The sequence below is a fragment of the Streptomyces sp. NPDC006335 genome (assembly GCF_040612795.1).
Taxonomy (GTDB): domain Bacteria; phylum Actinomycetota; class Actinomycetes; order Streptomycetales; family Streptomycetaceae; genus Streptomyces.
In genome coordinates this window covers 1-23,581 of the sequence record NZ_JBEXQX010000018.1, presented here as the reverse complement: position 1 = coordinate 23,581, position 23,581 = coordinate 1, and the positions used below count along the sequence as shown (strand labels likewise).

Here is a 23,581-nt window from a genome sequence, read left to right as displayed (position 1 = left end):
CAACCGGCCGGATGCCGCCCGATGAACCTCAGGCGGCATCCCCCTTGGGCGCACCCTTGCGAAGCCAGTAGATGGCCGACAAGGGAAGCAGTACGGGGATGAACAAGTAACCCATCCCGAAGTCCGACCACACCGTCGCATCCGGAAACGCGGACGGCTCGACCAACGTCCAGGTGCCCACGGTCAGCACACCGAGCAGCTCGACGACACAGCACACCAGCGCCGCCTTGCGAGCCGTCTCCCCGCCCCGCACCAACGAGTACGTGATGAACCCGTAGACGACACCGGCAACCGCGGACAACGAGTACGCGAGCGGCGCCCGGTCGAACTCCGTAGAGATCTGCACCGCCGACCGCGACACCGCCCCGACGACCATCACGCCGTACAGCCACACGAGCAGCGTCCCCGGCCCACTGGTAAGCCGTCGCCGACGCACGTCAGCCTCCCCAGATGTCATAGAGCCGCACCTCCAGAACGGCCAGCACCACACCGCCGGCGGCGACCGTCACCGATCCCCACCGCGTGCGCTCCGCGAGCGACATGAACCCCGCCGCCGGCACGCACGCGAACGCCCCCAGCAGATAGGCGACGAAGATCGTCGTGCCCTGCTCCGGCTTCTCGCCCCGCGCGAGCTGCACGATCCCGACCACGAGCTGGACCAGCGCCAGCACCGACACCACGGCCATCCCGATGAAGTGCCAGTCCTTGGTCGGCTGATCACGGTAGGCGGCCCAGCCGCACCAGGCGGCCAGCAGCAGCGCGGCGACGCCGGTCACCAGCGTCAGGGCATCAAACATGCGGCGAGCCTATTACGGCCCAAAAGGCCTGATGCGGCCGCCCCCGCCGGGCACCGTAGGGTCGAAGGCATGAAGATCCAGGCCGAAGCCCTCCTGTTCGACAACGACGGAACCCTCGTCTCCTCCCTCGAATCCGTCCACCGCTGCTGGACGCGCTGGGCGGAGGAGTTCGGCATCACCGCGGAGGCGTTCGCGCGGGTCGAACTGCACGGACGCAAGGCCGGGGACATAGCCGCCGAACTGCTGCCCGCCGACGTCGTACCGGCGGCCCTCGCGCGGATCGAGCGGCTGGAGGTGGAGGACGTACCCAACGGCGGTGTTCATCTGCTGCCCGGGACCACGGCCTTCATGGACTCCCTGCCCGCCGACCGCTGGGCCGTCGTCACCTCCGCCACCCGCCGGCTCGCCGAGGCCCGCCTCGAAGCCGTCGGCATCCTCCCCAAGACCCTGGTCGCCGCCGACGACGTCACCCGCGGCAAGCCCGACCCCGAGCCCTATCTGCTCGCCGCCCGCGAACTCGGCGTCGACCCGGCCCGCTGTGTCGTCTTCGAGGACGCCCCAGCCGGCCTGCGCGCCGGACGGGCCGCCGGGATGACCACCGTGGCCTTGACCACAACCCACCAGGCCCACGAGCTCGACGCCGACCTGGTGGTCGAGAACCTGTCGGCCCTGTCGGCACTGGTCACCGCCGGAAGCGTGGAGATCTCCGTCCGGCCCTGAAGCCTGTCCACCGCTGTCCGCCATGCGGACAGCGGGTTCTTGGTCGCTCCCATACGTCTGCTTTACTGATCGCATGACCACGACGAGCTGCCGCACCCCTGCGACCGAGGCGACCCTGACGCCCGGTGCTCGTTGTATGTGTCGAATGTGCGCCTGTTAGAGGGCCCCCGCACCACCCCTTGAGCCTCGCGCCCCGAAGCGAGCCGCCCCGGCACGTCCGTACGCCGTGAACGCCGTACGTGACCCATGTGCCCGCGCACGATTCCTCTCCCGTACCAGGGCACACCCACGCCCCCGTACTCGACAGTGACGGAAACCCCAGTGATCACGACAACAGGCCTGACCAAGGTCTACCGCTCGCGCGGCCGTGAGGTCACCGCCCTGGACGGCGTCGATCTGCACGTCCGCGAAGGCGAGGTGTACGGCGTCATCGGCCAGTCCGGCGCCGGCAAGTCCTCCCTCATCCGCTGCGTCAACCTGCTGGAGCGCCCCACCGCCGGCACCGTGACCGTCGACGGACAGGACCTCACCGCCCTCGCGGGCCGCGGTCCGCGCGCCGGCAAGGAACTGCGGCAGGCGCGCAGCCGTATCGGCATGGTCTTCCAGCACTTCAACCTGCTGTCCACCCGGACGGTCCGCGACAACGTCGAGCTGCCGCTGGAGATCCTCGGCAAGTCCGGCAAGGAGCGCTCCCGCAAGGCACTCGAACTGCTGGACCTCGTCGGACTCGCCGACAAGGCGGGCGCCTATCCGGCCCAGCTCTCCGGCGGCCAGAAGCAGCGCGTCGGCATCGCCCGCGCCCTGGCCGGCGACCCCAAGGTGCTCCTGTCCGACGAGGCCACCAGCGCCCTCGACCCCGAGACCACCCGCTCGATCCTCCAGCTGCTGCGCGACCTGAACCGGCAGCTCGGCCTCACCGTCCTGCTCATCACCCACGAGATGGACGTCGTGAAGTCGATCTGCGACTCGGCCGCCCTGATGGAGAACGGGCGCGTCGTCGAGTCGGGGACGGTGAGCGAACTGCTCGCCACCCCCGGTTCCGAGCTCGCCTCCGCGCTCTTCCCCGTCGGCGGCGACGCCACCGGCGAGGACCGGACCGTCCTCGACGTCACCTTCCAGGGCGAGGCGGCCACCCAGCCCGTCATCTCCCAGCTGTCCCGCACCTACAACATCGACATCTCGATCCTCGGCGCGGCCATCGACACCGTCGGCGGCCTCCAGGTCGGCCGGATGCGCATCGAACTGCCCGGCCGCTACGAGGACAACGTCGTACCGGTCGGCTTCCTGCGCGAGCAGGGCCTCCAGATCGACGTCGTCGGTGAGCCCCAGCTGGTGAAGGAAGGTGCCAAGTGACCTGGTCCGAGATGCAGCCCCTGCTGGAGCAGGCGTGTTGGGACACCCTCTACATGGTCGGCTGGTCCACCGTCATCGCCGTCGTGGGCGGCCTGCCGCTCGGTGTCCTGCTCGTCCTCACCGACCGCGGCGGGCTCCTCCAGAACGTCGTCGCGAACAAGGTCATCGGGCAGGTCGTGAACGTGGCCCGCTCGATGCCGTTCATCATCCTGATGGTCGCGCTGATGGGCTTCACGCGCTCGATCACCGGCACGACCATCGGCCGCGAGGCCGCCATCGTGCCGCTCGCCATCGGCGCCATCCCGTTCTTCGCGCGCCTCGTCGAGACGGCTGTCCGCGAGGTGGACGGCGGCCTGGTCGAGGCCGTGCAGTCGATGGGTGGCAACACCTGGACCATCGTCCGCAAGGTCCTCGTCCCCGAGGCCCTGCCCTCGCTGATCGCCGGCACCACCACCACGATCGTCGCCCTCATCGGCTACTCCGCGATGGCCGGCACGGTCGGCGCCGGCGGCCTCGGCGACATCGCCATCCGCTACGGCTACCAGCGCTTCGAGACCCAGCTCATGTGGATCACCGTCGCGATCCTCGCCGTCGTCATCTCGCTCATCCAGTTCGCCGGCGACTTCGCGGCCCGCTCGCTGCACCGCCGCGGCGGACGCTCCGGACCCGCCCCGAAACTCCGTCTGCTGAAGGCGGCCACGGCGGACACCAAGACCGTCTGACGCGCTTCCAGATCTCCCGTGCACCCCTTCACGGGATCGCTGCACCCAAAAGGAAAGGCACTTTTCGTGCGTAACACCGCAAAGCTCTCCACCGCCGTCCTCGCCGCCGGAGCCCTCACCCTCGGGCTCAGCGCCTGCGGTTCGTCCGGCTCGGACTCCGCCTCCGACACCAGCGGACCGCTGGTCGTCGCCGCGAGTCCGACCCCGCACGCCGAGATCCTGAACTACGTCAAGGAGAACCTGGCGAAGAAGGCGGGCCTCGACCTGGAGGTCAAGGAGTTCCAGGACTACATCGTGCCGAACACGGCGACCGAGGACGGCTCGGTGGACGCCAACTACTTCCAGAACCAGCCGTACCTCGACGACTTCAACAAGAAGCGCGGCACCCACATCGTGCCCGTCGTCACGGTGCACCTGGAGCCGCTCGGCCTCTACTCCCACAAGGTGAAGAGCGCCGACGCCCTGAAGAGCGGCGCGACCGTCGCCGTCCCCAACGACGCCGTGAACGAGGCCCGCGCCCTCAAGCTGCTCGCCGACAACGGGCTGATCACGCTCAAGGACGGCGTCGGCAGCGAGGCGACCCCGCAGGACATCACCAAGAACCCGAAGAACCTCAAGTTCAAGGAGATCGAGGCGCCCCAGACCGCGCGCTCCCTCGACGACGTGGACGCGGCGGTCGTCAACGGCAACTTCGCCATCTCCGCGGGCATCAAGCCCGCCAAGGAGGCCCTCGTCCTGGAGTCCGCGAAGAACAGCCCCTACGGCAACTTCCTCGCGGTGAAGGAAGGCAACGAGGACGACCCGCGCGTGAAGAAGCTCGCCAAGCTGCTCACCTCCGCCGAGGTCAAGAAGTTCATCCAGGACAAGTACGCCGGATCCGTCATCGCGTCCTTCTGAACGACGTAAGGCTACCGGCGCGTATACGACGTATCGCCACGCACGGGGTCCACTCGCTCACCATGTGTGGGCCCCGTGATGCGGTTCGGTGCTTTCATGCTGCATGCTGGGCAGTTCAGCAGGCCTCGCAGGTTTTCCGACGGTTACGGAGTGGCGCATGACTGGCACCTTCCCCAACATCTCCATCAGCACGGAGCGGTTGGTGCTGCGCCCCCTCGACGAGGACGACGTGCCCGCGCTGGCCGAGATGATGAACGACGAGCAGGTCGGGGCCTGGACCGACGTGCCGCAGCCCTACAGCGAGGAACAGGCGCACGACTGGATCACGCGGTACGCGCCGACCGAACGGGAGACCGGACGCGGAATCAACTTCGCCGTCACGGAGTTCCTCACCCAGCGCCTGGTCGGCGTCGTCCAGCTCGCCAAGACCAACTGGCACGTGCGCTCCACGGAGTTGTCGTACATCATCGCCCCCTGGGCCCGCGGCGAGGGCTACGCGTCCGAGGCCGCGCTCGCCACCGCACAGTGGCTGTTCACCGACCAGAAGTTCGAGCGGATCGAGCTGCGCACGGCGGCCGACAACACCGCCTCGCAGCAGGTCGCCCAGAAGATCGGCTGCATCAGCGAGGGCGTCCTGCGCAACGCCTGCATAGCGCACGTCCGCGCCGACGACGGCACTTGGAGCGACGTCCGCACCGACTTCATCGTGTGGAGCCTGCTGCCCGAGGACTTCGACGGAGCGGGCGACCAGCTCGCCGACACCGACGGATTCACGACGTACTCCGACTGGAACTGACCGCATTCGCACACAGGGCGGCGAAAGCGCTTCCGGGGCGCAGCGGGTACCCTCACGGAGCCGCCCGCGGGCTGCCCACCGACGACCGCCTGCGCACACTTCTGGAGACTGAGAGACGATGGCCGACCGGGTCACGGTGATCGGCTGGGACGGCTCGCCGCTGACCGCCGCGGCACGCTCCGCCCTCGGCGCCGCCACGCTGGTCGCGGGCGCCGCCCACCACCTGGCACTCCCCGAGGTGCCCCCCACCGCCGAACGCATCCGCCTCGGCAGCGTCGCCCTCGCCGCCCGCCGGATCACCGGCCACCGCGGCAGCGCGGTCGTGCTCGCCGACGGCGACCCCGGGTTCTTCGGCGTCGTACGGACCCTGCGCGCACCCGAGTTCGGCCTGGAGGTCGAGGTCGTACCCGGTGTGTCCTCGGTCGCCGCCGCCTTCGCGCGCGCCGGAATGCCCTGGGACGACGCCCAGGTGGTCGTCGCACACCGGCGCACCCTGCGACGCGCGGTGAACGTGTGCCGGGCCCACACCAAGGTCGCCGTCCTCACCTCGCCCGGCGCCGGACCCGCCGAACTCGGTCTGCTCATGGAGGGCGTCCACCGCACCTTCGTCATCTGCGAGGAACTGGGCACCGACCGCGAACAGGTCACCGTCGTCACCTCCGACAAGGCCGCCGACCACACCTGGCGCGACCCCAACATCGTCATCGTCATCGGCGGCACCGCGGCCGTGACGGAGGACGGCGGCTGGATCGCGGGCCGCGACCCGGCCGCCGCGCCGCGCGGCTGGACCCTGCCCGCCGAGTCCTACGGCGGTCTCATGGGCGAAGGCGAACTGGAGCCGCTGCGCGCGGCCCAACTCGCCCGCCTGGGACCGCGCGTGGGAGACCTCGTGTGGGACATCGGCTGCGGCAGCGGCGCCTTCGCCACCGAGGCCGCCCGGGCCGGGGCCGCCGTCATCGCCGTCGACCGCGACCTCAGGGCCTGCGAGCGCACCGAGGCCAACGCCCGCGCCTTCGGTCTCCAGGTCCAGATCGTCCCCGGCACCGCCCCGCACGTCCTGGAGAACCTTCCCGAACCGGACGTCGTGCGCGTCGGCGGCGGGGGAGTGGCCGTGGTCTCCGCGGTCGCCGACCGGCGCCCGCAGCGCATCGTCGCCCACGCGGCCACCCGCGACGAGGCCGAACTCGTCGGCCGGGACCTCACCGAGCACGGCTACCGCGTCGAGTGCGCCCTCCTCCAGTCCGTCGAACTCGACACCCGGGCCTGGACGGAGACGGAACGGAGCGTCGCGTTCCTGCTCAGCGGGGTGCTCCCGGACCGTACGGCCTGATCCCGCCGGCCGTGGTCCGCCGTCCCCCGTGATCCTGTTGTCGTACTGCGCGCGGTAGGCTGGCCGACCGTTGTACCGCGCCCGGTGGACCGGCATTCGTTCGTCAATGTCCGGAAAGCGCGCCCGTTTTGGGGTGGGTGTGGTACGGCAGAACCGGAGGACGCGCAACGTGGCGCAGTCCACAGCGGGCTGTCGCGGATCAACCTGTCGCGACGGGGGAACGGCCGGGACAATGCCAGTTAATGGCTTTGTCGTCTTTCTCGGCGGGCCGTTCGTGCCGCTGGGCACGCACGCTCGTTCTTCACCACGGGGGGCGGTCGGTGCGCCGTCCCCGGTGAGCTGGTCGTAGAAGCACTAACCGATGGGCGAGGGGTACGCATGACCGACACCGGCCAGGTCCCGGGCGAGGGACTGCCGGAGAACGCAGGCATGGTGGAACAGCCGGGCGTCCCTGCGCCGGGTGCGTACACCTACCTCTCCGAGACCACCGCCGAGGACGAAGACCTGTTGCTGCTGCCGGGCGCCCAGAGCCCCTGGGGCAACGAGGTCGCCCCGCCCGCCCCGGAGCCGGTCGTCGAGACCGTCCACGAGCCGGGCCCGCACGAGATGTCCGGGCGCGACAGCGGAGCGCACGACCTGAGCGCGGTCCGCAGGCTCCAGGCTCCTACGGTGCCGATCCCGCCCATCACGCCCCGCCGGCCCCTGCACCTCGGCCCGCCGATCCCCGACGCCTCCGCGAGCCCGGTCCGCTCCCTCGCCGACCGCGGCCCCGCGGGCGCACCGGTACGGCAGCCGGCCGCGGCCGCGCCGGGTCCCGAGTACTTCGACGCCCCGCAACCGCAGGGCGCGGTCCCGTGGGGTGCCCCGGCCCAGGCCGCCGTCCAGACACCGGTGAGCCCGGTGGCCCCGGCTGCCGAAACGGTTGTTCCGGCTCCGGCGCCCGAACCGGTGGGCGCGGCGCAGGCCACGGAGACCGCTGGGCACATGGTTTTCGAGGCTCCGGTGCCGGAGGCCGAGCACGTGGTTCCCGAGGTTCCGGTGCCGGATGCCGGTCCGGGCCCGGAGGTCGTGCAGGCCACGGAGCCGTCGCAGGTTCCGGTCGCCGAAGCGGGCCAGGTTCCGGCCGACGCGTCCGGGGCGGCTCAGCCCGTGGAGGGCGAGCCCGCCGCTGTCGTCAGCGCTGACCCGGGCGCCGGACAGGTGCCGGGAGACGGCTCCCTGCCCGACGAGGTGCAGCCCGCCGCGGCTGTCGTCGCGGAGGCGCCGAGCGCGGACCCCGTGGCCGGTGTCACCGAGGCCGCGGTCGCCGCGCCGGACGGGACCGAGGCCGCTGGTGCCGTGCCGGTGGCCGATGACGCCCAGGCGGGCGAGGCAGCCGAGCAGGTGCCCGTGCCTGAGGCCGCTCCCGCGGTGGAGGTCCCCGTTGCGGCGGTCGACGCCGACGCCGACCTGCCGGTCGCCGAGACCGCCGTGGCTGAGCCCGTCGCCGCTGAACCCGCCGTGGTGGAGCCCGAGGTGGTGGAGCCCGTTGATGCGGAGGCCGTCGCGCCTGAAGCCGTAGCGCCCGAGGCTGAGGCCGCCGCAGCCGAGCCGCACGTAGAAGAACAGGAGGCGGCGGACGCCGTCGCCCCGCAGACAGCTGCCGTTGCTGAAACGGTGGCGCCGGAAGCGGTGGCCCCGGCAGCGGTCGCGCCCGAACCCGTGTCGGCCGAGGACGCGGCTGTCGCCCCGGAGACGGGCGCGGCTCAGGACGCGGAAGCCGTCGCGGTGCAGACAGCGGACCCGTCCCAGGAAACCGTGGCCGTTCCGGAGGCGGACCCGTCCCAGCAGACCGAGGCTGCCCCGGACCCGGCCGCCGCTCAGGAAGCCGTGACCGCTCCGGACGCCGCCCAGGAGGCCGTCGCGGCGCAGGCATCCGTCGCCGCCCCCGAAACCGCGGCGCCGGAAGCCGTACTCCCCGCCACGGAACCCGTCGCCGCCCCGGAAGCCTCCGAAGCCGCAACTCCCCAGGCTCCCGCGGAGGAGGGGCAGGTTCCGCAGCCGGCGGACGCCGTCACCGCACCGGTCGAAGTCGCGCCCGCGCAGGACGACCCCGCCGCCGAGGCCCCCGAGCCGCTCCCCGCCGAGGAGGTGGCACCCGCGGCCGAGCCGGCCCAGGAGCCCGCCCCCGCCGCTCAGCCCGTCGAGGACCCGCAGGCCCCCCACCTCGTACCCGCCCCGCAGGGCCCCGTCCAGGAGGCGCCGGTGCCCGTCGCGGCGGACGCGGGCGACGCCGTCGTACAGCCGACGGACCCGACGGCTCCCGTGGCTGCGGCTGATGGAGTCCAGCAGCCGGAGCCCGTCGCGCAGGACGAGTTCCCGCCGACCCCGGACCAGGCGCCGCAGGGGCCGCAGACGCCGGTGCCTCAGCCGCTCGCGGCGGAACTCCCCGGCGCGCAGCCCCAGTTCGCGGGCCCCGGCCCCGCCGAGGCCCCCGTCGTGCTGCCCGCCGGAGTTCCCCTGGAACCCCGACCGGGCCAACCCCTGGGCGAGTTCGTGCCGGTGGACGGCTCCGTGCCGACCGCTCCGCACCTCGCGCCGACCCCGCCCCACCCTCTGACGCTGCCCACGGACGACACCCAGCAGCCCGTGGTCCCGGCCCCGCGTGAGGCGGGCGGTGACCCCCGATTCGCCCAGCAGGCGGACGACCTGGACACCCGGGCGGCCGATCAGGAAGACCAGGAAGTCCAGGAAGCCCAGGAAGTGAGCACGGCCCCCGTGGCAGAAGCACGACAGTCCACGGGCCCCGCCGCGCCCGCCTACGACGACGCCGAGCGCGAGGCCGTCCTCAAGGTCATGCGGGAGCGCCGCGACATCCGCAACGGCTTCCGCAGCGACCCGATCCCGCACGAGGTGCTGCTCCGGGTCCTGGAGGCCGCCCACACCGCGCCCTCCGTCGGCCACTCACAGCCGTGGGACTTCGTCGTCATCCGCTCCGCCGAGACGCGTGCCGCGATGCAGGACCTGGCCCAGCGCCAGCGCGAGGCGTACGCCCAGTCGCTGCCCAAGGGCCGGGCCAAGCAGTTCAAGGAACTGAAGATCGAGGCCATCCTCGAGACCCCGGTGAACATCGTCGTCACCGCCGACCCCACCCGCGGCGGCCGGCACACCCTCGGTCGGCACACCCAGCCGCAGATGGCCCCGTACTCCGCCGCGCTCGCCGTCGAGAACCTCTGGCTCGCCGCCCGCGCCGAGGGCCTCGGTGTCGGCTGGGTCAGCTTCTTCGACGAGCGCGAGATGGTCCGCGCCCTCGGCCTGCCCGACCACCTGGAGGTCATCGCCTACCTGTGCGTCGGGTACGTCGACGAGTTCCCGGACGAGCCCGAGCTGATGCAGGCCGGCTGGTCCAAGCGCCGCCCGCTGTCGTGGGTCGTGCACGAGGAGACGTACGGCCGCCGCGCCCTGCCCGGCGAGGAGCCGCACGACCTGCTCGGCGAGACCGTCGCACAGATCCGCCCGCTGGACGCCAAGGCGCTCGGCGAGGCCTGGGAGCGGCAGAAGCGGATGACCAAGCCGGCCGGCGCGCTCGGCATGCTGGAGATCATCTCCGCCCAGCTCTCCGGGCTCTCCCGGCAGTGCCCGCCGCCGATCCCGGAGCCCGCGGCCGTCGCGATCTTCGCCGGTGACCACGGCGTGCACGCCCAGGGCGTCACCCCCTGGCCGCAGGAGGTGACGGCCCAGATGGTCGCCAACTTCCTCGGCGGCGGCGCGGTCTGCAACGCCTTCGCGGGCCAGGTGGGCGCCGAGGTGTGCGTGGTCGACGTCGGCGTGGCGTCCGAACTCCCGGCCACCCCCGGCCTGTTGCCCCGCAAGGTCCGGGCCGGGACCTCCGACATGACCACCGGTCCCGCGATGACCCGCGAGGAGGCCAAGCAGGCCATCGAGGTCGGCATCGAGACCGCCCGCGACCTGGTCGCGGCCGGCAACAAGGCCCTCCTCACGGGCGAGATGGGCATCGCGAACACCACCGCGTCCGCCGCCCTGATCTCGGTCTTCACGGGCACCGACCCCGCCGAGGTCACCGGCCGCGGCACCGGCATCAACGACGAGACCCTGGCCCGCAAGACCGAGGTCGTCCGCCGCGCCATCGAACTCCACCAGCCGGACCCGGCCGACCCGATCGGCGTCCTGGCGGCGATCGGCGGCTTCGAACACGCGGCGATGGTCGGGCTGCTGCTGGGCGGTGCCTCCCTGCGCACGCCGGTCATCCTCGACGGTGTCAGCGCGGGCGCCGCCGCCCTGGTGGCCCGCGCGATCGCCCCGGAGGTCCTCGCGGCCTGCATCGCGGGCCACCGCAGCGCCGAACCGGGCCACGTGGCCGCCCTGAACAAGCTCGGCCTGCGCCCCCTGGTCGATCTCGACCTCCGCCTCGGCGAGGGCACGGGCGCCCTGCTGGCCCTGCCGCTCGTCCAGAGCACGGCGCGGGCGATGCACGAGGTGGCGACCTTCGACTCCGCAGGGGTGACCGAGAAGTAGGCGTTGCGAGGGGGACTCGGGGGCGCCGTCCCCGAGTCCCCCACGCACGTGGGTCCGGGACCGGCGGCCACGCCCAGCCACCGGACACCTGTGCCGCCCTCCCCTCACGCCCCGTAAAATCCGCACGTCAGGGCCACTGCACCGCCGTAACAGAGGAGCCACCCCTCATGGCCGAGAACCCCGCCTACCCCGTAGGCCTCCGCCTCACCGGCCGCAAGGTCGTCGTCCTCGGCGGTGGCCAGGTGGCCCAGCGCCGCCTCCCGGCCCTGATCGCGGCGGGCGCGGACGTCCTCCTCGTGTCCCCTTCGGCAACCCCCTCCGTGGAGGCGATGGCGGACACGGGCGAGATCACCTGGCACAGGCGCCCGTACCAGGACGGCGATCTCGCCGACGCCTGGTACGCCCTCATCGCCACCGGCGACACGGAGGCCAACACCCGCGCCTCCGCCGAGGCCGAGCGCCACCGCGTCTGGTGCGTCCGCTCCGACGACGCCGACGCCGCCACCGCCTGGACCCCGGCGACGGGGCACAGCGAGGGTGTCACGGTCGCCGTGCTCACGACGAACGCGAAGGGCCGCGACCCCCGCCACACGGCGGCCATCCGGGACGCGGTCGTGGAGGGCCTGCGCGACGGCACTCTCGTCGCTCCCCACCACCGCACCCGTACCCCCGGCGTCGCGCTCGTCGGCGGCGGTCCCGGCGACCCCGACCTGATCACGGTCCGCGGCCGCCGCCTGCTCGCCGAGGCCGACGTCGTCATCGCCGACCGCCTCGGCCCGCGCGACCTCCTCGCCGAGCTCCCACCGCACGTCGAGGTCATCGACGCGGCGAAGATCCCGTACGGCCGCTTCATGGCCCAGGAGGCCATCAACAACGCCCTGATCGAGCACGCCAAGCAGGGCAAGTCGGTCGTACGGCTCAAGGGCGGCGACCCCTATGTCTTCGGCCGCGGGATGGAGGAGCTGCACGCCCTCGCCGAGGCCGGCATCCCCTGCACGGTCGTGCCGGGCATCTCCAGTTCGATCTCGGTACCGGGCGCGGCCGGGATCCCGGTCACCCACCGGGGCGTCGCCCACGAGTTCACCGTGGTCAGCGGCCACGTGGCGCCGGACGACGAACGCTCCCTGGTCGACTGGCCCTCGCTCGCCAAGCTCACCGGCACCCTCGTGATCCTCATGGGCGTCGACAAGATCGGCAAGATCGCCGAGACCCTGGTGGCCCACGGCAAGTCGCCCGACACCCCGGTCGCCCTGGTCCAGGAGGGGACGACGGCCGCCCAGCGCCGGGTCGACGCCACCCTGGCGACAGTGGGCGAGGTGGTCGTCGCCGAGGACGTGAAGCCCCCGGCCGTCATCGTCGTCGGCGAGGTCGTCACCGTAGGACCGCGGGCATTGGCGTAACCCCGGGTAACACAGTCCGCTCCCAGCCGTTGGCACCGCTCCCAGGACAAGGCAGTATCACCCTGTGGCCGATCTCATCACCGTCGAGGACCCCGACGACCCGCGCCTGCGCGACTACACGGGCCTGACCGACGTCGAACTGCGCCGCAAGCGCGAGCCGGCCGAGGGCCTGTTCATCGCCGAGGGCGAGAAGGTCATCCGCCGGGCCAAGGACGCCGGCTACGAGATGCGCTCCATGCTGCTGTCCGCCAAGTGGGTCGACGTCATGCGCGACGTCATCGACGAACTCCCCGCCCCGGTGTACGCCGTCAGCCCGGAACTCGCCGAACAGGTCACCGGCTACCACGTGCACCGCGGCGCGCTCGCCTCCATGCAGCGCAAACCCCTGCCCACGGCGGGCGAGTTGCTCCAGACCGCCCGCCGCGTGGTGGTCATGGAGTCCGTCAACGACCACACCAACATCGGCGCCATCTTCCGCTCGGCGGCCGCCCTCGGCATGGACGCGGTCCTGCTCTCCCCGGACTGCGCCGACCCTCTGTACCGCCGCAGCGTCAAGGTCTCGATGGGCGCGGTCTTCTCCGTCCCCTACGCCCGCCTCGACACCTGGCCCAAGGGCCTGGACTCGGTCCGCGAGGCCGGGTTCACCCTCCTCGCCCTCACTCCGGACGCCAAGGCCAGGACCCTCGATGAAGCGGCCCCGCACCGGATGGACCGGGTCGCGCTGATGCTCGGCGCCGAGGGCGACGGCCTGACCACCCAGGCCCTGGTCGCCGCCGACGAATGGGTGCGCATCCCGATGGCCCACGGCGTCGACTCCCTCAACGTGGGCGCGGCGGCCGCGGTGGCCTTCTACGCGGTGGCGACGGGGCGACCGCAGGACTGAACGGCCTGAGCCGGGCTCCGGTCACGGCCGTCGCGGCGAAGTGCTCAGTCCGTCCCGCCACCGGCCGGCTGCTGCGGCTCCTGGTACGGCGGCGTGTGCACCTGCCCCTGCCGCTGCTCCCGTACGACTGTGCCGTCGCCGCCGAGTCCGCGCGACGGACCCTGACAGCCCTGGGCCGCGGCGATGCCGAGCGCCACGAGCAGGGTCACGACGACGAACACGAACAGCCGCTGGCGCAGGAGGCGGGGGTTCGCGGGACGCAGCCCCGACTTGGTGTTCCTGGGCGCGGGACGGCCGGTACCGCTGCGCGGAGCGGGTCGGCTGCCGCTGCCGGAGCGGGTCGTGTTCCGGGAGGAGGAGGCAGGGGTGGGCCGGGAACCGGGACGGGACGAGGGCACGCCGTTGCCGCGCGGATCGCTACCGCCCCGCGACGAAACGCCGCCGCGCGCGGGAGCCTGCCCCCTGACCTGCCCGGAACCGCGGGCCGACGGAGTCCCCTGGGAGCCGGAGCCGGACGTGCCCGACTGGCCCTGGGGTCGTCGCTGGGCGGCCCGCTCCGGGTAGGTGTCGGCGATGCGTCCGGTGGGCCGGTCCGCCTCACCGGCCCGCGGGGCGGGCGGACGCAGATCCGGAAGGCCCTGCGCCTCGCGCGCCGCGATCTCCTTGAGCCGCAGCGACAACTGGAGGGTGCTCGGCCGCTCCTCGGGGTCCTTCGCCAGACACGCGCGGATGAGGGGGGCGACAGCGTCGGGCACGCCGTGCAGCTGGGCCTCCTCGTGCACCACGCGGTACAGCATCACCTCGGAACTGCCGTGCCCGAAGGGCGAGTCGCCCATCGACGCGTACGCCAGGGTCGCGCCCAGGGAGAACACGTCCGTGGCCGGAGTCACCGCGGCGCCGCGCACCTGCTCCGGCGCGAGGAAGCCGGGGGATCCGACGGCGGTGCCGACATGGGTGAGGGTGGAGGCCCCGGTCGCCCAGGCGATGCCGAAGTCGATGATCCGGGGGCCCTTGGGGGAGAGGAGGATGTTCGACGGCTTGAGGTCGCGGTGCACCACCCCCGCCTCGTGCACGGCGACGAGCCCTTCGGACAAGGCGGCCCCGATGGAGGCGACCTCGGCGGCACCGAGGGAACCCTCGTCGGCGACCTTGTCGTGGAGGGAGGGGCCGGGCACGTACTGGGTGGCGAACCACGGACGGTCCGCTTCCAGGTCGGCCGCGACCAGCCGGGCCGTGCAGCCGCCGCGGATCCGCCGGGCCGCGGAGACCTCGCGGGCGAACCGTGACCGGAACTCCTGGTCCTCGGCCAGATCCGGCCGGATGACCTTCAACGCCACCCGCTGCCCCTTGCGGTCGGAGCCCAGGTAGACGACCCCCATGCCCCCCTGGCCCAGCCGTCTGTGAAGCCTGAACGAGCCGACGACGCGCGGGTCCTCGCGCCTCAGGCGCATCATCGCCATGTTCATCCCCGCTGCCCGGTCCGTGTGACGAGCCACAGCTTACGTTTCCGCGGGCCGCCGCGCGCAGAGGCCGCGCCCTCTCGTCCCGGTGGATTGTCAGTGCCGGGTGGGAGAATTGAGGGGTGGTCAGGGAGCCGGAGGGCGGACGGACTTCGGTTCGGATGTGATCCCAACCACCCGTCCCAGAAGGGGGATTGAACCCGTGAAGGGTGATCGCGTGGAGATAGTCGTGGACGCAGGGGACACGACGCGCACATATGAGGTGGTGGCGAGCAGGGCGGGCCGCCGAGTGGAGACGGCGGTCCGTCGAGGTGTCGTGGAAGTGAGCGAAGTCACGCGCAACGGATCGGTGGTGCGGACGGCCCGGTTCATGGCGACACGAGTGCTGGCGCTGGTGGAGCAGCCGGTGCCGCGCGAGGACAGCTCGGAGAAAGCGGGGCAGACCGGACGCCCCCTCCGGGAAGACCCGGAGACCTAGGCCCCCGTCTCCACCCACGGGAGTACTCCGCTGGTCACGGCTCATCCTCGGGGAGGCCCGGCAATCGGTACGAGGGCATGACGTGCGCAGAGCCCGTGACGCCTAGATTTGAGGTCAAGCGGCGGGTGCAGCACTCGTCCCCCGAGGTCAGACACCCGCCGCTTGCCACGACAACAGAACGGTCAGGAGAGGGACCATGGCTCTTACGGCACCGCGGACACTGTCCCGCACACGTCAGCCCAGCCGTACGGGCCGTCGCCACCCACTGGTGGCGACGCTGATGGCCCTTCCTCTGGCGGTCCTGCTCCTCGTCGTCTTCGACGGCTGGGAGACGGTGACCACACAGGCGTCGTCCGTGGGAGTGATGCTGGGGCGCTGAGCGGCGCCCCAGGCCCGGAAGAGCGGTCCGGGCGGGGACATCAACCCATGAAACCCCGTGGGGACGGGGGTGCGGCGGACGGCAAAATGCCGGCGTAGCTGGGGAGCTACGCCGGCATTGCTTTTCCCTCCGGGGGTTGGGCGGGAGTCGTAGGTGCCGGGTTCGGTCGTGTGCCTGTGCGGGTCCGGCGGGGGCGAGCGTCTCGCGCAGTTCCCCGCGCCCCCGGATGCCTGCGGCGCATCTGCAACGTGCGGTTCCTAGCGAGCGCCGGGTGACTGCACCCCGCCAGGGGCGCGGGGAACTGCGCGACAAGCCCCCACGAACCCGCACCCGCCTCCCAACCGCACCGCCACCCCCGTAGGCGCCCGGCCCAAGCCCAGAGCGGTGCCCTGGCCTACCCTCGCGAACAGACGACCCGCCGCCCAGGGAGCCCCGTGACGACCCACCCCCACCCCCTCCTCACCGAGCTCACCCTCAGAGCGAGGACAGAGGCCCACTCCCGCCGGCGGCAGACGTGCCCCTGCGGCGCGGCAACCCTCGCCGACCGCCCCGACGCCACTGTCGTACGGCACGCGGACACCGTCGCGAAGGCCCACGCCCCCGGCACCCCCCTCACCGACCTGGCCCCCCGCCTCGCCCTGGCCGCCCACCTCCCCGGCATCCTCCTGCCGCCCCTGGGCCGGATCCCCGCGGACCTGCACGGCAGACTCGTCACCTTCTGGCCGTACGGCGAACCCGTGGACCCGGAGAACCCCGACGCCGCCCCGTGGGAAGAGGCCGCCACCCTCCTTGCCCACCTCCACCGCACCCCCGCCCCACCCGGCCTGCCCCCCATGCGAGGTCCGGTGAAAGCCGCCCTGGCCGTCGCCCGCCTGCTCAAGGCCAACCGGCAGAGACCGCACCCGGCCGCCGCGCCCGTACTCCGCGCCTGGACCACCCTCCCGGCCTGGGCCCGCGCCGAGACCCCCATGTCCGACACCACGAGCCTCTGCCACGGCGACCTCCACCTCGGCCAGCTCGTCCGCCACCCCGCCCCCGAAGGCCCCTGGCATCTCATCGACGTCGACGACCTCGGCGTGGGCGAGCCCGCCTGGGACCTCGCCCGCCCCGCCGCCTGGTACGCCTGCGGCCTGCTGTCGCCCGAGGACTGGTCCCGTTTCCTCGGTGCCTACCGCGCGGCCGGCGGACCCGCGGTCCCCGCCGAAGGCGACCCCTGGCCCGCCCTGGACGTCCCCGCCCGCGCGCTCACCGTGCAGACGGCGGCCCGGGCGATCGCCAAGGCGATCGACGCGGACCGGCCGCTGGAGGACGTGGAGCAGGCGGTCGTCGAGGCCTGTGACCGAATGGGTTGCCCCCCGCAGGAGTTGGCGGACGGTTTCGCGAAGTAGGGTGCAACCGACCAGAGCCGGACAGAGTCTGTCCTGGCGTAACGCTGAGCAGGACCGACCGGCGAGGAGTTGAGCCGACGATGCAGTGTCCGAAGTGTCATGCACCGATGCACACGTACAACCGCAACGGTGTCCAGATCGAGCAGTGCAGCGGCTGCCGCGGGATCTTTCTCGACTACGGCGAGCTGGAGGCGCTGACCCGGCTGGAGGGCCAGTACGGCGGCGGTCCCGCCGTTCCACCGCCTCCGGCCGCTCCGCAGTACCCGGCCGCGCCCGGCGCACCGGCGTGGGGTGCCCCGCAGCACGGCGGCGGCCACTACGGCGGCCACGGCGGTCATCACGGCGGCCACCACCGCAACCGCGGCTTCGGCCACATGCTGTTCTCCAGCTGACGGAGACAACGCGGAAGCCCCCGGCCGCAGGGCCGGGGGCTTCGGTGTGTGCGCGATACTGGGATTGAACCAGTGACCTCTTCCGTGTCAGGGAAGCGCTCTCCCGCTGAGCTAATCGCGCGGGAACACGATCGGGATCGTGTGTGCTGCGTGCGCGATACTGGGATTGAACCAGTGACCTCTTCCGTGTCAGGGAAGCGCTCTCCCGCTGAGCTAATCGCGCGGGTCAGACCCTCGATGATCTGTCGAAGATCCAGTGGACGATACTGGGATTGAACCAGTGACCTCTTCCGTGTCAGGGAAGCGCTCTCCCGCTGAGCTAATCGTCCTTGGAGGTGGAGACGGGATTTGAACCCGTGTAGACGGCTTTGCAGGCCGTTGCCTCGCCTCTCGGCCACTCCACCAGGAGTGCAGGGGCTCGGGAAGATCCCCTGGTTCCATCGAGCGGACGACGAGGCTCGAACTCGCGACCTCAACCTTGGCAAGGTTGCGCTCTACCAACTGAGCTACGTCCGCTTGTCGTTTCGTTCCGCTCTCGCGGCCCGGCGACGAGTTGAACTCTAGCGGATTCCGGTGCCAGTACAAAAACGCGTTTGCGCAGCGTGCTGCGGTGCGCATGTCGACGTACGTGGTCAGGGCGCCCGGAAGGACATGGTCAGGTCACGCGCGGGACACCCGCCATAGACTCGACAACGTGCTCGACCTCGCTCCTCTCGCCCGTTTCGGCGACCGTGTCGCCACCGGTCTCCTCGACGTCACCAGCGACCCCGCCGCCCTCGACTCCACCGGCTTCTGGGCCGTCGCCGCGGACTTCGAGGGCGGTGTGACCTGCGCCCGCTTCGCCGAGGTACGCCCTGAGCCGGTGCCCGCGCCGGTGGCGGGGGCGTGGCGAGGTCCGGCGGCCGGTGACTGGACGTCGTCGCTGGATCGCGAGGCGTACATGGAGGGCGTACGACGGATTCGCGCGCACATCGCCGGCGGCGAGGTCTACCAGGCCAATCTCTGCCGTGTCCTGACCGCGCCCCTCGCCCCCGGCGCCGACGTGGACGCGCTGACCGCGCTGCTGGCCCGCGGCAACCCGGCACCGTATGCAGGAACGATCCGGCTGCCCGGCCACGGGGTGGAGATCGCCACCGCCTCTCCGGAGCTGTTCCTGCGCAGGGCGGGGCGGGTCGTCGAGTCGGGGCCGATCAAGGGGACCGGGCGGACCGAGGACGACCTGCTGGCCAAGGACTACGCCGAGAACGTGATGATCGTCGACCTGGTCCGCAACGACCTGGGGCGGGTGTGTGCGACGGGCAGCGTCGCCGTTCCCGACCTGTGCGCGGTGGAGAAGCACCCCGGTCTCGTCCACCTCGTGTCGACCGTGCGGGGCGAGCTGCGCGAGGGCGCGGGCTGGGCCGAGCTGTTCGGCGCCGCCTTCCCGCCCGGCTCGGTCACCGGGGCGCCCAAGTCCAGTGCCCTGCGGATCATCGAGGCCCTGGAGACCGCGCCCCGTGGGCCGTACTGCGGAGGCGTCGGCTGGGTCGACGCCGACCGGGGTACCGGGGAGCTGGCCGTCGGCATCCGCACCTTCTGGATCGACCGCGCCGAGGGGGTGTTGCGCTTCGGCACCGGTGCCGGGATCACCTGGGGGTCCGACCCCGAGGGGGAGTGGCGGGAGACCGAGCTGAAGGCGTCCCGGCTGCTCGCGGTAGCGTCGGGGGCGTACGAGGTGAGTGGAGGGACCCTTACGTGAAGATCTGGCTCGACGGCAGGCTCCAGGACACGGAAACCGCCCGCGTCTCCGTCTTCGACCACGGACTGACCGTGGGCGACGGCATCTTCGAGACCGTGAAGGCGGTGGACGGCCGTCTCTTCGCCCTCACCCGGCATCTCGACCGGCTGACGCTGTCCGCGCGGGGCCTCGGGCTGCCCGACCCCGACCACGACGAGGTCCGCCGGGCCTGCGCCGCCGTACTGGAGGCGAACCCGATGCCTCTCGGGCGGCTGCGCATCACCTACACAGGCGGCCACGGTCCCCTCGGTTCCGACCGGGGCGAGCACGGGCCGACCCTGGTGGTCGCGCTCGGCGAATCCGCCCCGCGGCCCGACTCCACGGCCGTGATCACCGTCCCGTGGACCCGTAACGAGCGGGGCGCTCTCACCGGCCTCAAGACCACCTCGTACGCCGAGAACGTCGTCGCGCTCGCACGCGCGCGTGAGGGCGGGGCTTCCGAGGCGCTGTTCGCGAACACGGTGGGGCAGTTGTGCGAGGGCACGGGGTCCAACGTGTTCGTCGTGCTCGACGGCGAGATCCACACTCCGCCGCTCGCCTCCGGCTGCCTCGCGGGCATCACGCGCGCGTTGACCGTCGAATGGACCGGGGCCAAGGAGTCGGACCTGCCGCTCGACGTCCTGGAGCGGGCCGACGAGATCTTCCTCACCTCGACCCTGCGGGACGTCCAGGCCGTCCACCGCGTCGACGCGCGCGAACTGCCGGGCACGCCAGGGCCGGTGACCGCCAAGGCCATGCGGATCTTCGAGGAGCGGGCCGGGGACGACCTCGATCCGTAAAGGCCGGGGATATTGAGCTGCTCCGGCGCGCGGCAGCGGGTAGAACTCCGGTGATGACCACCACCCTGCGGCCGACCGAGCCGCTCCAACGAGGCGCCGACGGGGCGCTGTCCCGCCACTACACGGTGTGCGTGAACAGCCGTCCCGTCGGGGCGATACACCTCGCGACCCACCCGGCCTTCGGACCGGCCGTCGCCCAGATCCGGGACCTGCGGATCGACGAGCCGGACCGCGGGCGCGGCCGGGGCACGGTCGCCGCGCTCGCCGCCGAGGAGGTGGCGCGGGGCTGGGGCTGCGGGCAGTTGGAGATCAGGGTCCCCGCCGACGCCGAGCCCGCACTGCGCCTCGCCGGCATGCTCGGCTACGTCCACCGCAACCGCGGCATGGAGAAGCGGCTCGCCGCCCAGGCACCCGAACTGCCCGCGGGCAGCCGGGGCAGGCCCATGACGGAGGCCGAGTTCTGGCCGTGGGCCGAGCGGGGCATCGCCGAGTACGCCGGCGACTGGAGCACCCGCGGAGTACCCGAGGCCGAGGCCATGGCGAGGTCCCGCAAGGATCACCAACAGCTCGTGCAGCGGGGCCTGGCGACGCGGGAGGCGCTGTTCAGCGTGCTGGAGCACGAGGGCGTCCGGGTCGGGGTCCTGTGGCTGGAGTTCATGGACGCCAAGGCCTTCGTCTACGACGTCGAGACCGAGGAGGCCTTCCGCGGGCGTGGGCACGGCCGTTCGCTGATGCTGCTGGCCGAGGCCCAGACGATCGCCTCCGGCAGAGGGGTCCTGGGCCTCAACGTCTTCGCGGGCAACACCCCGGCCGAGCGGCTGTACGAGTCGCTGGGGTACGTGACGGTGGGTTACTCGATGTACAAGAGCCTGATCTGAGGCGGGTTCAGTCCTGCCCGGAGAGCAGCCGGTCCGCGATCTGTTCGATCCGCTCGCGCAGCCCTTCCTGGCTCTTGCCGCCGTCGAGCCGCTCGCCGTCGATGACGTACGTCGGTGTCCCGCTCACGCCGATGGCCTTGCCCTCGGCCTGGTCGGCGTCCACGATCAGGATGTGCCGGCCGTCGATCAGCGCGGTGTCGAACTCCTCGGCGTCGAGCCCCAGTTCGCGGGCCACCTCGACCAGGAAGGGTTCCCCCTTGCGGTCCAGCTCCGCGACGCGCCCCAGGAGGGCCTCGACGTACTCCCACCCCCTGCCCTGCTCCAGCGCCTCCTCGGCGGCCTGTGCGGCGGCGAAGGCGTGCTTGTTCTTCTCCAGCGGGAAGTGCCGCAGCCGCAGCTCCAGACGATCGCCGTAACGGGCACGCAGGGCACGGACGTCGTCCAGCGCGTCACGGCAGTCCGGGCACTGCAGGTCGCACCAGACGTCGAGGACGGGCGCGGCGGGACGGACGGGGGAGGGGTCGCTCATGGGCCCAGTCTCCCAGCTCGTGGCCGCCCGAGCCGAATCGCCCCCGGCCGTCCGCGACGGCAGGGCATGCCCCACCGGCAGGACCCGCGTCTGCCCGGCCCACCGGTACGACCTCCACCGGCACCTGCGGAGGAGGCGACCCGGAGATGTCCCTGATGTCCTGCCGGGGGCATGGCCCGGCGGGGGTGAGGAGGTGCAGGATGGACAGGGACGAAGCGGTACGTTGCCGATCGAGCCCCGCCTGGAGGACCGGATGATTGCCGAGACCGTCTGTTCCGCCGTCGCCGCGGCCGGCCTGGGCATCGCGGCGGTCACCGCGTACCGGAAGCGCTTCCTCGCGGCCACCCGTATCGCCGCCTACTCCCTCGTCCCGCTCGGTCTGGTGATGACCGGCGTCGTCGACTGGCTCGCCGACACCGCCTTCAGCCCGACCGCCTGGGCGGGCTTCGGCGTGCTCGGCCTGTCGTGGGTGCTGTTCTCGACCACGCGCGCGGTGGAGCGCCGCCGCGGCGGCACCCGCAAGGAGCGCAGGGCGGCCCGTGGCGCCCAGCAGGAGGCCGTGGCTCCCACGGCGTCGGCGCCCTCCCTCGGCCCGGCCGCGCGCACCCCGGCGGCCCGTCCTGCGGGCAAGCCCAGGACCACGGAGTCGGCAGCGGACGACTTCAGCGACATCGAGGCCATCCTGAAGAAGCACGGCATCTGACGTTCGCGTGGTGAACTGAAACGTTCGCAGTGGGGTCCGTGCCGGTCCCCAAGCGATCACCACTCGAAACGGACATCACGGAATCTGGCGAACTCCCGCTCATTCCGGGCGTGTTGATCGCGTCGGGGGCGCGGACTGCGCCATCATCGCCGCGAGATGCTGGACACGACACAGAGCGATACCGCGCCGCCTCAGGACGAGCCGCGTGGATGCCTCTTCGCCCTTTCCCAGCCACCGCTGATGATCTTCCTTGCGGTGATCGGGTGTCTGCTGCTCATGGCTGCGCTGCACGATCTGCTGCTGCTCTGAGCCGTACCCGTGGGTCCCCGGCGTCACCCGCCGGGGACCACGTCGGCATCCGCCGAGCCCAGGTGGACCTCCGCAGGAACCACGTCGGCGTTCGTCGGGGGCCACGAAGGCATCCGTCGGGGACCGCGTCGACATCCGCGGAGCATGCGTCGACATCCGGCACGTACTGCGTCGGGATCCGTGGGGACCGACTCGGCATCCTTATCCTTCGGAGATCGCGTCGCCCTTCGTCGAGGGGCACGTCGACGCCCTACGCCCCGCCCCGCCCCGGCCCGGCCCGGGCCCTGCCTCCGGGACCCCGCCTCCTCGCGCCGCGCCCGGTTCGGCCGCGGCCTGGCCTCGCCCCCGGCCCGGGACTCAGCCCGCGGCCTCCTTGCGCCGCGCCCGGTAGGCGGCCACATGGAGACGGTTGCCGCAGGTCCGGCTGTCGCAGTAGCGCCGCGAGCGGTTGCGGGACAGGTCGACGAAGGCCCGCCGGCAGTCGGGCGCCTCGCAGCGCCGCAGCCGCTCCTGCTCCCCGGCCACCACGAAGAACGCCAGCGCCATCCCGCAGTCGGCCGCCAGGTGGTCGGCGACGGAGGCGCCGGGCGCGAAGTAGTGGACGTGCCATTCGTAGCCGTCGTGATCCGTGAGCTGGGGGGTGGTGCCCGCGGCGGCGACCAGCTCGTTGATCAGGGTGGCGGCGGCCCGGGCGTCCGGGGCGGCGAAGACCGAGGCGAACCGGCCGCGGATCTTGCGCACGGCCGACAGGTCGAACTCCGACAGGACCCCGACATCACTGATCTCGTGGTTTCGTACGAAATCCGCGAGCGCCGCGACATCCGGCAGCGCGTCCGCCGAGGCGTCGTCCTCCGGTGCGGTGTTCACCAGATCGACCACGGTGTCGAGGGCGCACCGGGTGTCGTGGGTGATCAGCACGATTCGCTCCCTGGCCTGAGGGTCGGGCGAACGCCCGCCGATGCTGGCCGATGGTAATGGCTCGCCGGGACTCGGTGCCGGGTCGCACGTGGCTCGCCCGGTCCAGGTGCCGGTTCAACACGACAGGCGCCGTGGCTGCGGAGCGCTCCGCAGCCCCCGCGCCAGGCGGGGCCAAAGC

Annotated in this window: 23 protein-coding genes and 5 tRNA genes; 18 read left to right on the top strand and 10 right to left on the bottom strand. The window is 72.2% G+C overall.

Translation table 11 applies throughout. From position 1 onward, the window contains the following. Positions 1-28: 28 nt before the first annotated feature. Entirely contained in the window at positions 29-457 is a 429-nt protein-coding gene (locus tag ABZ098_RS35645) for a hypothetical protein (RefSeq protein WP_280843494.1), read from the bottom strand. Beyond that, positions 438-797 carry a hypothetical protein gene (locus ABZ098_RS35640; RefSeq protein ID WP_356597883.1) on the bottom strand — a complete coding sequence of 120 codons (360 nt, stop codon included), beginning with the start codon at positions 795-797 and terminating at the stop codon, positions 438-440. Before ABZ098_RS35640 ends, ABZ098_RS35645 begins: the two co-directional genes overlap by 20 nt. A 69-nt stretch (positions 798-866) precedes the next feature. Here ABZ098_RS35640 and ABZ098_RS35635 point away from each other — a divergent pair, with 69 nt between their 5' ends. The 9 genes from ABZ098_RS35635 (at position 867) to ABZ098_RS35595 (ending at position 13,413) form a co-directional block, all read left to right on the top strand. After that, positions 867-1,517, top strand: a complete 651-nt coding sequence (locus ABZ098_RS35635; protein ID WP_356597882.1) for an HAD family hydrolase — start codon at positions 867-869, stop codon at positions 1,515-1,517. A gap of 321 nt (positions 1,518-1,838) precedes the next feature. After that, a complete protein-coding gene (locus ABZ098_RS35630; protein WP_356597881.1) occupies positions 1,839-2,870 on the top strand; it encodes an ATP-binding cassette domain-containing protein in 1,032 nt (343 codons plus the stop codon). Continuing rightward, the gene (locus tag ABZ098_RS35625; RefSeq protein WP_356597880.1) at positions 2,867-3,592 is read left to right on the top strand and encodes a methionine ABC transporter permease; all 726 of its coding nucleotides are present in this window, start codon (positions 2,867-2,869) and stop codon (positions 3,590-3,592) included. Before ABZ098_RS35630 ends, ABZ098_RS35625 begins: the two co-directional genes overlap by 4 nt. A gap of 66 nt (positions 3,593-3,658) precedes the next feature. After that, positions 3,659-4,489: a MetQ/NlpA family ABC transporter substrate-binding protein gene (locus tag ABZ098_RS35620; protein WP_356597879.1), complete on the top strand. Its 831-nt coding sequence runs from the start codon at positions 3,659-3,661 to the stop codon at positions 4,487-4,489. A gap of 157 nt (positions 4,490-4,646) precedes the next feature. Beyond that, a complete protein-coding gene (locus tag ABZ098_RS35615) occupies positions 4,647-5,285 on the top strand; it encodes a GNAT family N-acetyltransferase (protein WP_356597878.1) in 639 nt (212 codons plus the stop codon). A 118-nt stretch (positions 5,286-5,403) separates the two neighbouring features. Further along, positions 5,404-6,615: a precorrin-6y C5,15-methyltransferase (decarboxylating) subunit CbiE gene (gene cbiE, locus ABZ098_RS35610; protein ID WP_356597877.1), complete on the top strand. Its 1,212-nt coding sequence runs from the start codon at positions 5,404-5,406 to the stop codon at positions 6,613-6,615. A 378-nt stretch (positions 6,616-6,993) separates the two neighbouring features. Then, positions 6,994-11,130: a nicotinate-nucleotide--dimethylbenzimidazole phosphoribosyltransferase gene (gene cobT / locus ABZ098_RS35605; protein WP_356597876.1), complete on the top strand. Its 4,137-nt coding sequence runs from the start codon at positions 6,994-6,996 to the stop codon at positions 11,128-11,130. Positions 11,131-11,297: 167 nt separating this feature from the next. After that, entirely contained in the window at positions 11,298-12,530 is a 1,233-nt protein-coding gene (cobA, locus tag ABZ098_RS35600) for a uroporphyrinogen-III C-methyltransferase (RefSeq protein WP_356597875.1), read from the top strand. A gap of 64 nt (positions 12,531-12,594) precedes the next feature. Continuing rightward, positions 12,595-13,413: an RNA methyltransferase gene (locus ABZ098_RS35595; protein WP_356597874.1), complete on the top strand. Its 819-nt coding sequence runs from the start codon at positions 12,595-12,597 to the stop codon at positions 13,411-13,413. A 44-nt stretch (positions 13,414-13,457) separates the two neighbouring features. Here ABZ098_RS35595 and ABZ098_RS35590 read toward each other — a convergent pair whose 3' ends face one another. Next, a complete protein-coding gene (locus ABZ098_RS35590; RefSeq protein ID WP_356598027.1) occupies positions 13,458-14,879 on the bottom strand; it encodes a protein kinase in 1,422 nt (473 codons plus the stop codon). A 196-nt stretch (positions 14,880-15,075) separates the two neighbouring features. Between ABZ098_RS35590 and ABZ098_RS35585 the strand changes: the two genes are divergently transcribed. From ABZ098_RS35585 to ABZ098_RS35570, 4 genes are all read left to right on the top strand, one after another. Further along, positions 15,076-15,351 (top strand): hypothetical protein, encoded by a 276-nt coding sequence (locus ABZ098_RS35585; RefSeq protein WP_007380750.1) that lies wholly within the window; start codon positions 15,076-15,078, stop codon positions 15,349-15,351. 196 nt (positions 15,352-15,547) lie between these two features. Beyond that, positions 15,548-15,730 (top strand): hypothetical protein, encoded by a 183-nt coding sequence (locus ABZ098_RS35580; RefSeq protein ID WP_356597873.1) that lies wholly within the window; start codon positions 15,548-15,550, stop codon positions 15,728-15,730. 434 nt (positions 15,731-16,164) lie between these two features. Then, positions 16,165-17,118, top strand: coding sequence for an aminoglycoside phosphotransferase family protein (locus ABZ098_RS35575; RefSeq protein WP_356597872.1), 954 nt, complete (start codon positions 16,165-16,167; stop codon positions 17,116-17,118). An 80-nt stretch (positions 17,119-17,198) separates the two neighbouring features. After that, the gene (locus ABZ098_RS35570; protein WP_356597871.1) at positions 17,199-17,510 is read left to right on the top strand and encodes a zf-TFIIB domain-containing protein; all 312 of its coding nucleotides are present in this window, start codon (positions 17,199-17,201) and stop codon (positions 17,508-17,510) included. A 49-nt stretch (positions 17,511-17,559) separates the two neighbouring features. Here ABZ098_RS35570 and ABZ098_RS35565 read toward each other — a convergent pair. From ABZ098_RS35565 to ABZ098_RS35545, 5 genes are all read right to left on the bottom strand, one after another. Next, positions 17,560-17,631 (bottom strand) — tRNA-Val (locus ABZ098_RS35565). Positions 17,632-17,661: 30 nt separating this feature from the next. Then, positions 17,662-17,733: transfer RNA gene (locus tag ABZ098_RS35560), tRNA-Val, on the bottom strand. Between the two features lie 34 nt (positions 17,734-17,767). Beyond that, positions 17,768-17,839: transfer RNA gene (locus ABZ098_RS35555), tRNA-Val, on the bottom strand. 1 nt (position 17,840) lies between these two features. Then, a tRNA-Cys gene (locus ABZ098_RS35550) sits at positions 17,841-17,914 on the bottom strand. A 39-nt stretch (positions 17,915-17,953) separates the two neighbouring features. After that, positions 17,954-18,026: transfer RNA gene (locus ABZ098_RS35545), tRNA-Gly, on the bottom strand. 178 nt (positions 18,027-18,204) lie between these two features. Here ABZ098_RS35545 and ABZ098_RS35540 point away from each other — a divergent pair. From ABZ098_RS35540 to ABZ098_RS35530, 3 genes are read left to right on the top strand one after another with little or no spacing between them, the layout of a single operon-like run. Further along, positions 18,205-19,248, top strand: coding sequence for a chorismate-binding protein (locus tag ABZ098_RS35540; protein ID WP_356597870.1), 1,044 nt, complete (start codon positions 18,205-18,207; stop codon positions 19,246-19,248). Beyond that, complete coding sequence (locus tag ABZ098_RS35535) at positions 19,245-20,066, top strand: aminodeoxychorismate lyase (protein WP_356597869.1); 822 nt, start codon at positions 19,245-19,247, stop codon at positions 20,064-20,066. Before ABZ098_RS35540 ends, ABZ098_RS35535 begins: the two co-directional genes overlap by 4 nt. 50 nt (positions 20,067-20,116) lie before the next feature. After that, on the top strand, positions 20,117-20,944 hold the full coding sequence (locus ABZ098_RS35530; RefSeq protein WP_356597868.1) for a GNAT family N-acetyltransferase: 828 nt from the start codon (positions 20,117-20,119) through the stop codon (positions 20,942-20,944). Positions 20,945-20,951: 7 nt separating this feature from the next. On the opposite strand, the gene ABZ098_RS35525 is transcribed toward ABZ098_RS35530, so the two are convergent. Next, on the bottom strand, positions 20,952-21,473 hold the full coding sequence (locus ABZ098_RS35525; RefSeq protein ID WP_356597867.1) for a DsbA family protein: 522 nt from the start codon (positions 21,471-21,473) through the stop codon (positions 20,952-20,954). A 253-nt stretch (positions 21,474-21,726) separates the two neighbouring features. On the opposite strand from ABZ098_RS35525, the gene ABZ098_RS35520 reads away from it, so the two are divergent. Further along, positions 21,727-22,176, top strand: a complete 450-nt coding sequence (locus ABZ098_RS35520; protein WP_356598026.1) for a hypothetical protein — start codon at positions 21,727-21,729, stop codon at positions 22,174-22,176. A gap of 156 nt (positions 22,177-22,332) precedes the next feature. Further along, positions 22,333-22,485 carry a hypothetical protein gene (locus ABZ098_RS35515; protein ID WP_170068264.1) on the top strand — a complete coding sequence of 51 codons (153 nt, stop codon included), beginning with the start codon at positions 22,333-22,335 and terminating at the stop codon, positions 22,483-22,485. 357 nt (positions 22,486-22,842) lie between these two features. Here the strand turns inward: ABZ098_RS35515 and ABZ098_RS35510 are convergent, their stop codons facing one another. After that, positions 22,843-23,403 (bottom strand): CGNR zinc finger domain-containing protein, encoded by a 561-nt coding sequence (locus tag ABZ098_RS35510; protein WP_356597866.1) that lies wholly within the window; start codon positions 23,401-23,403, stop codon positions 22,843-22,845. Between the last annotated feature and the right edge of the window lie 178 nt (positions 23,404-23,581).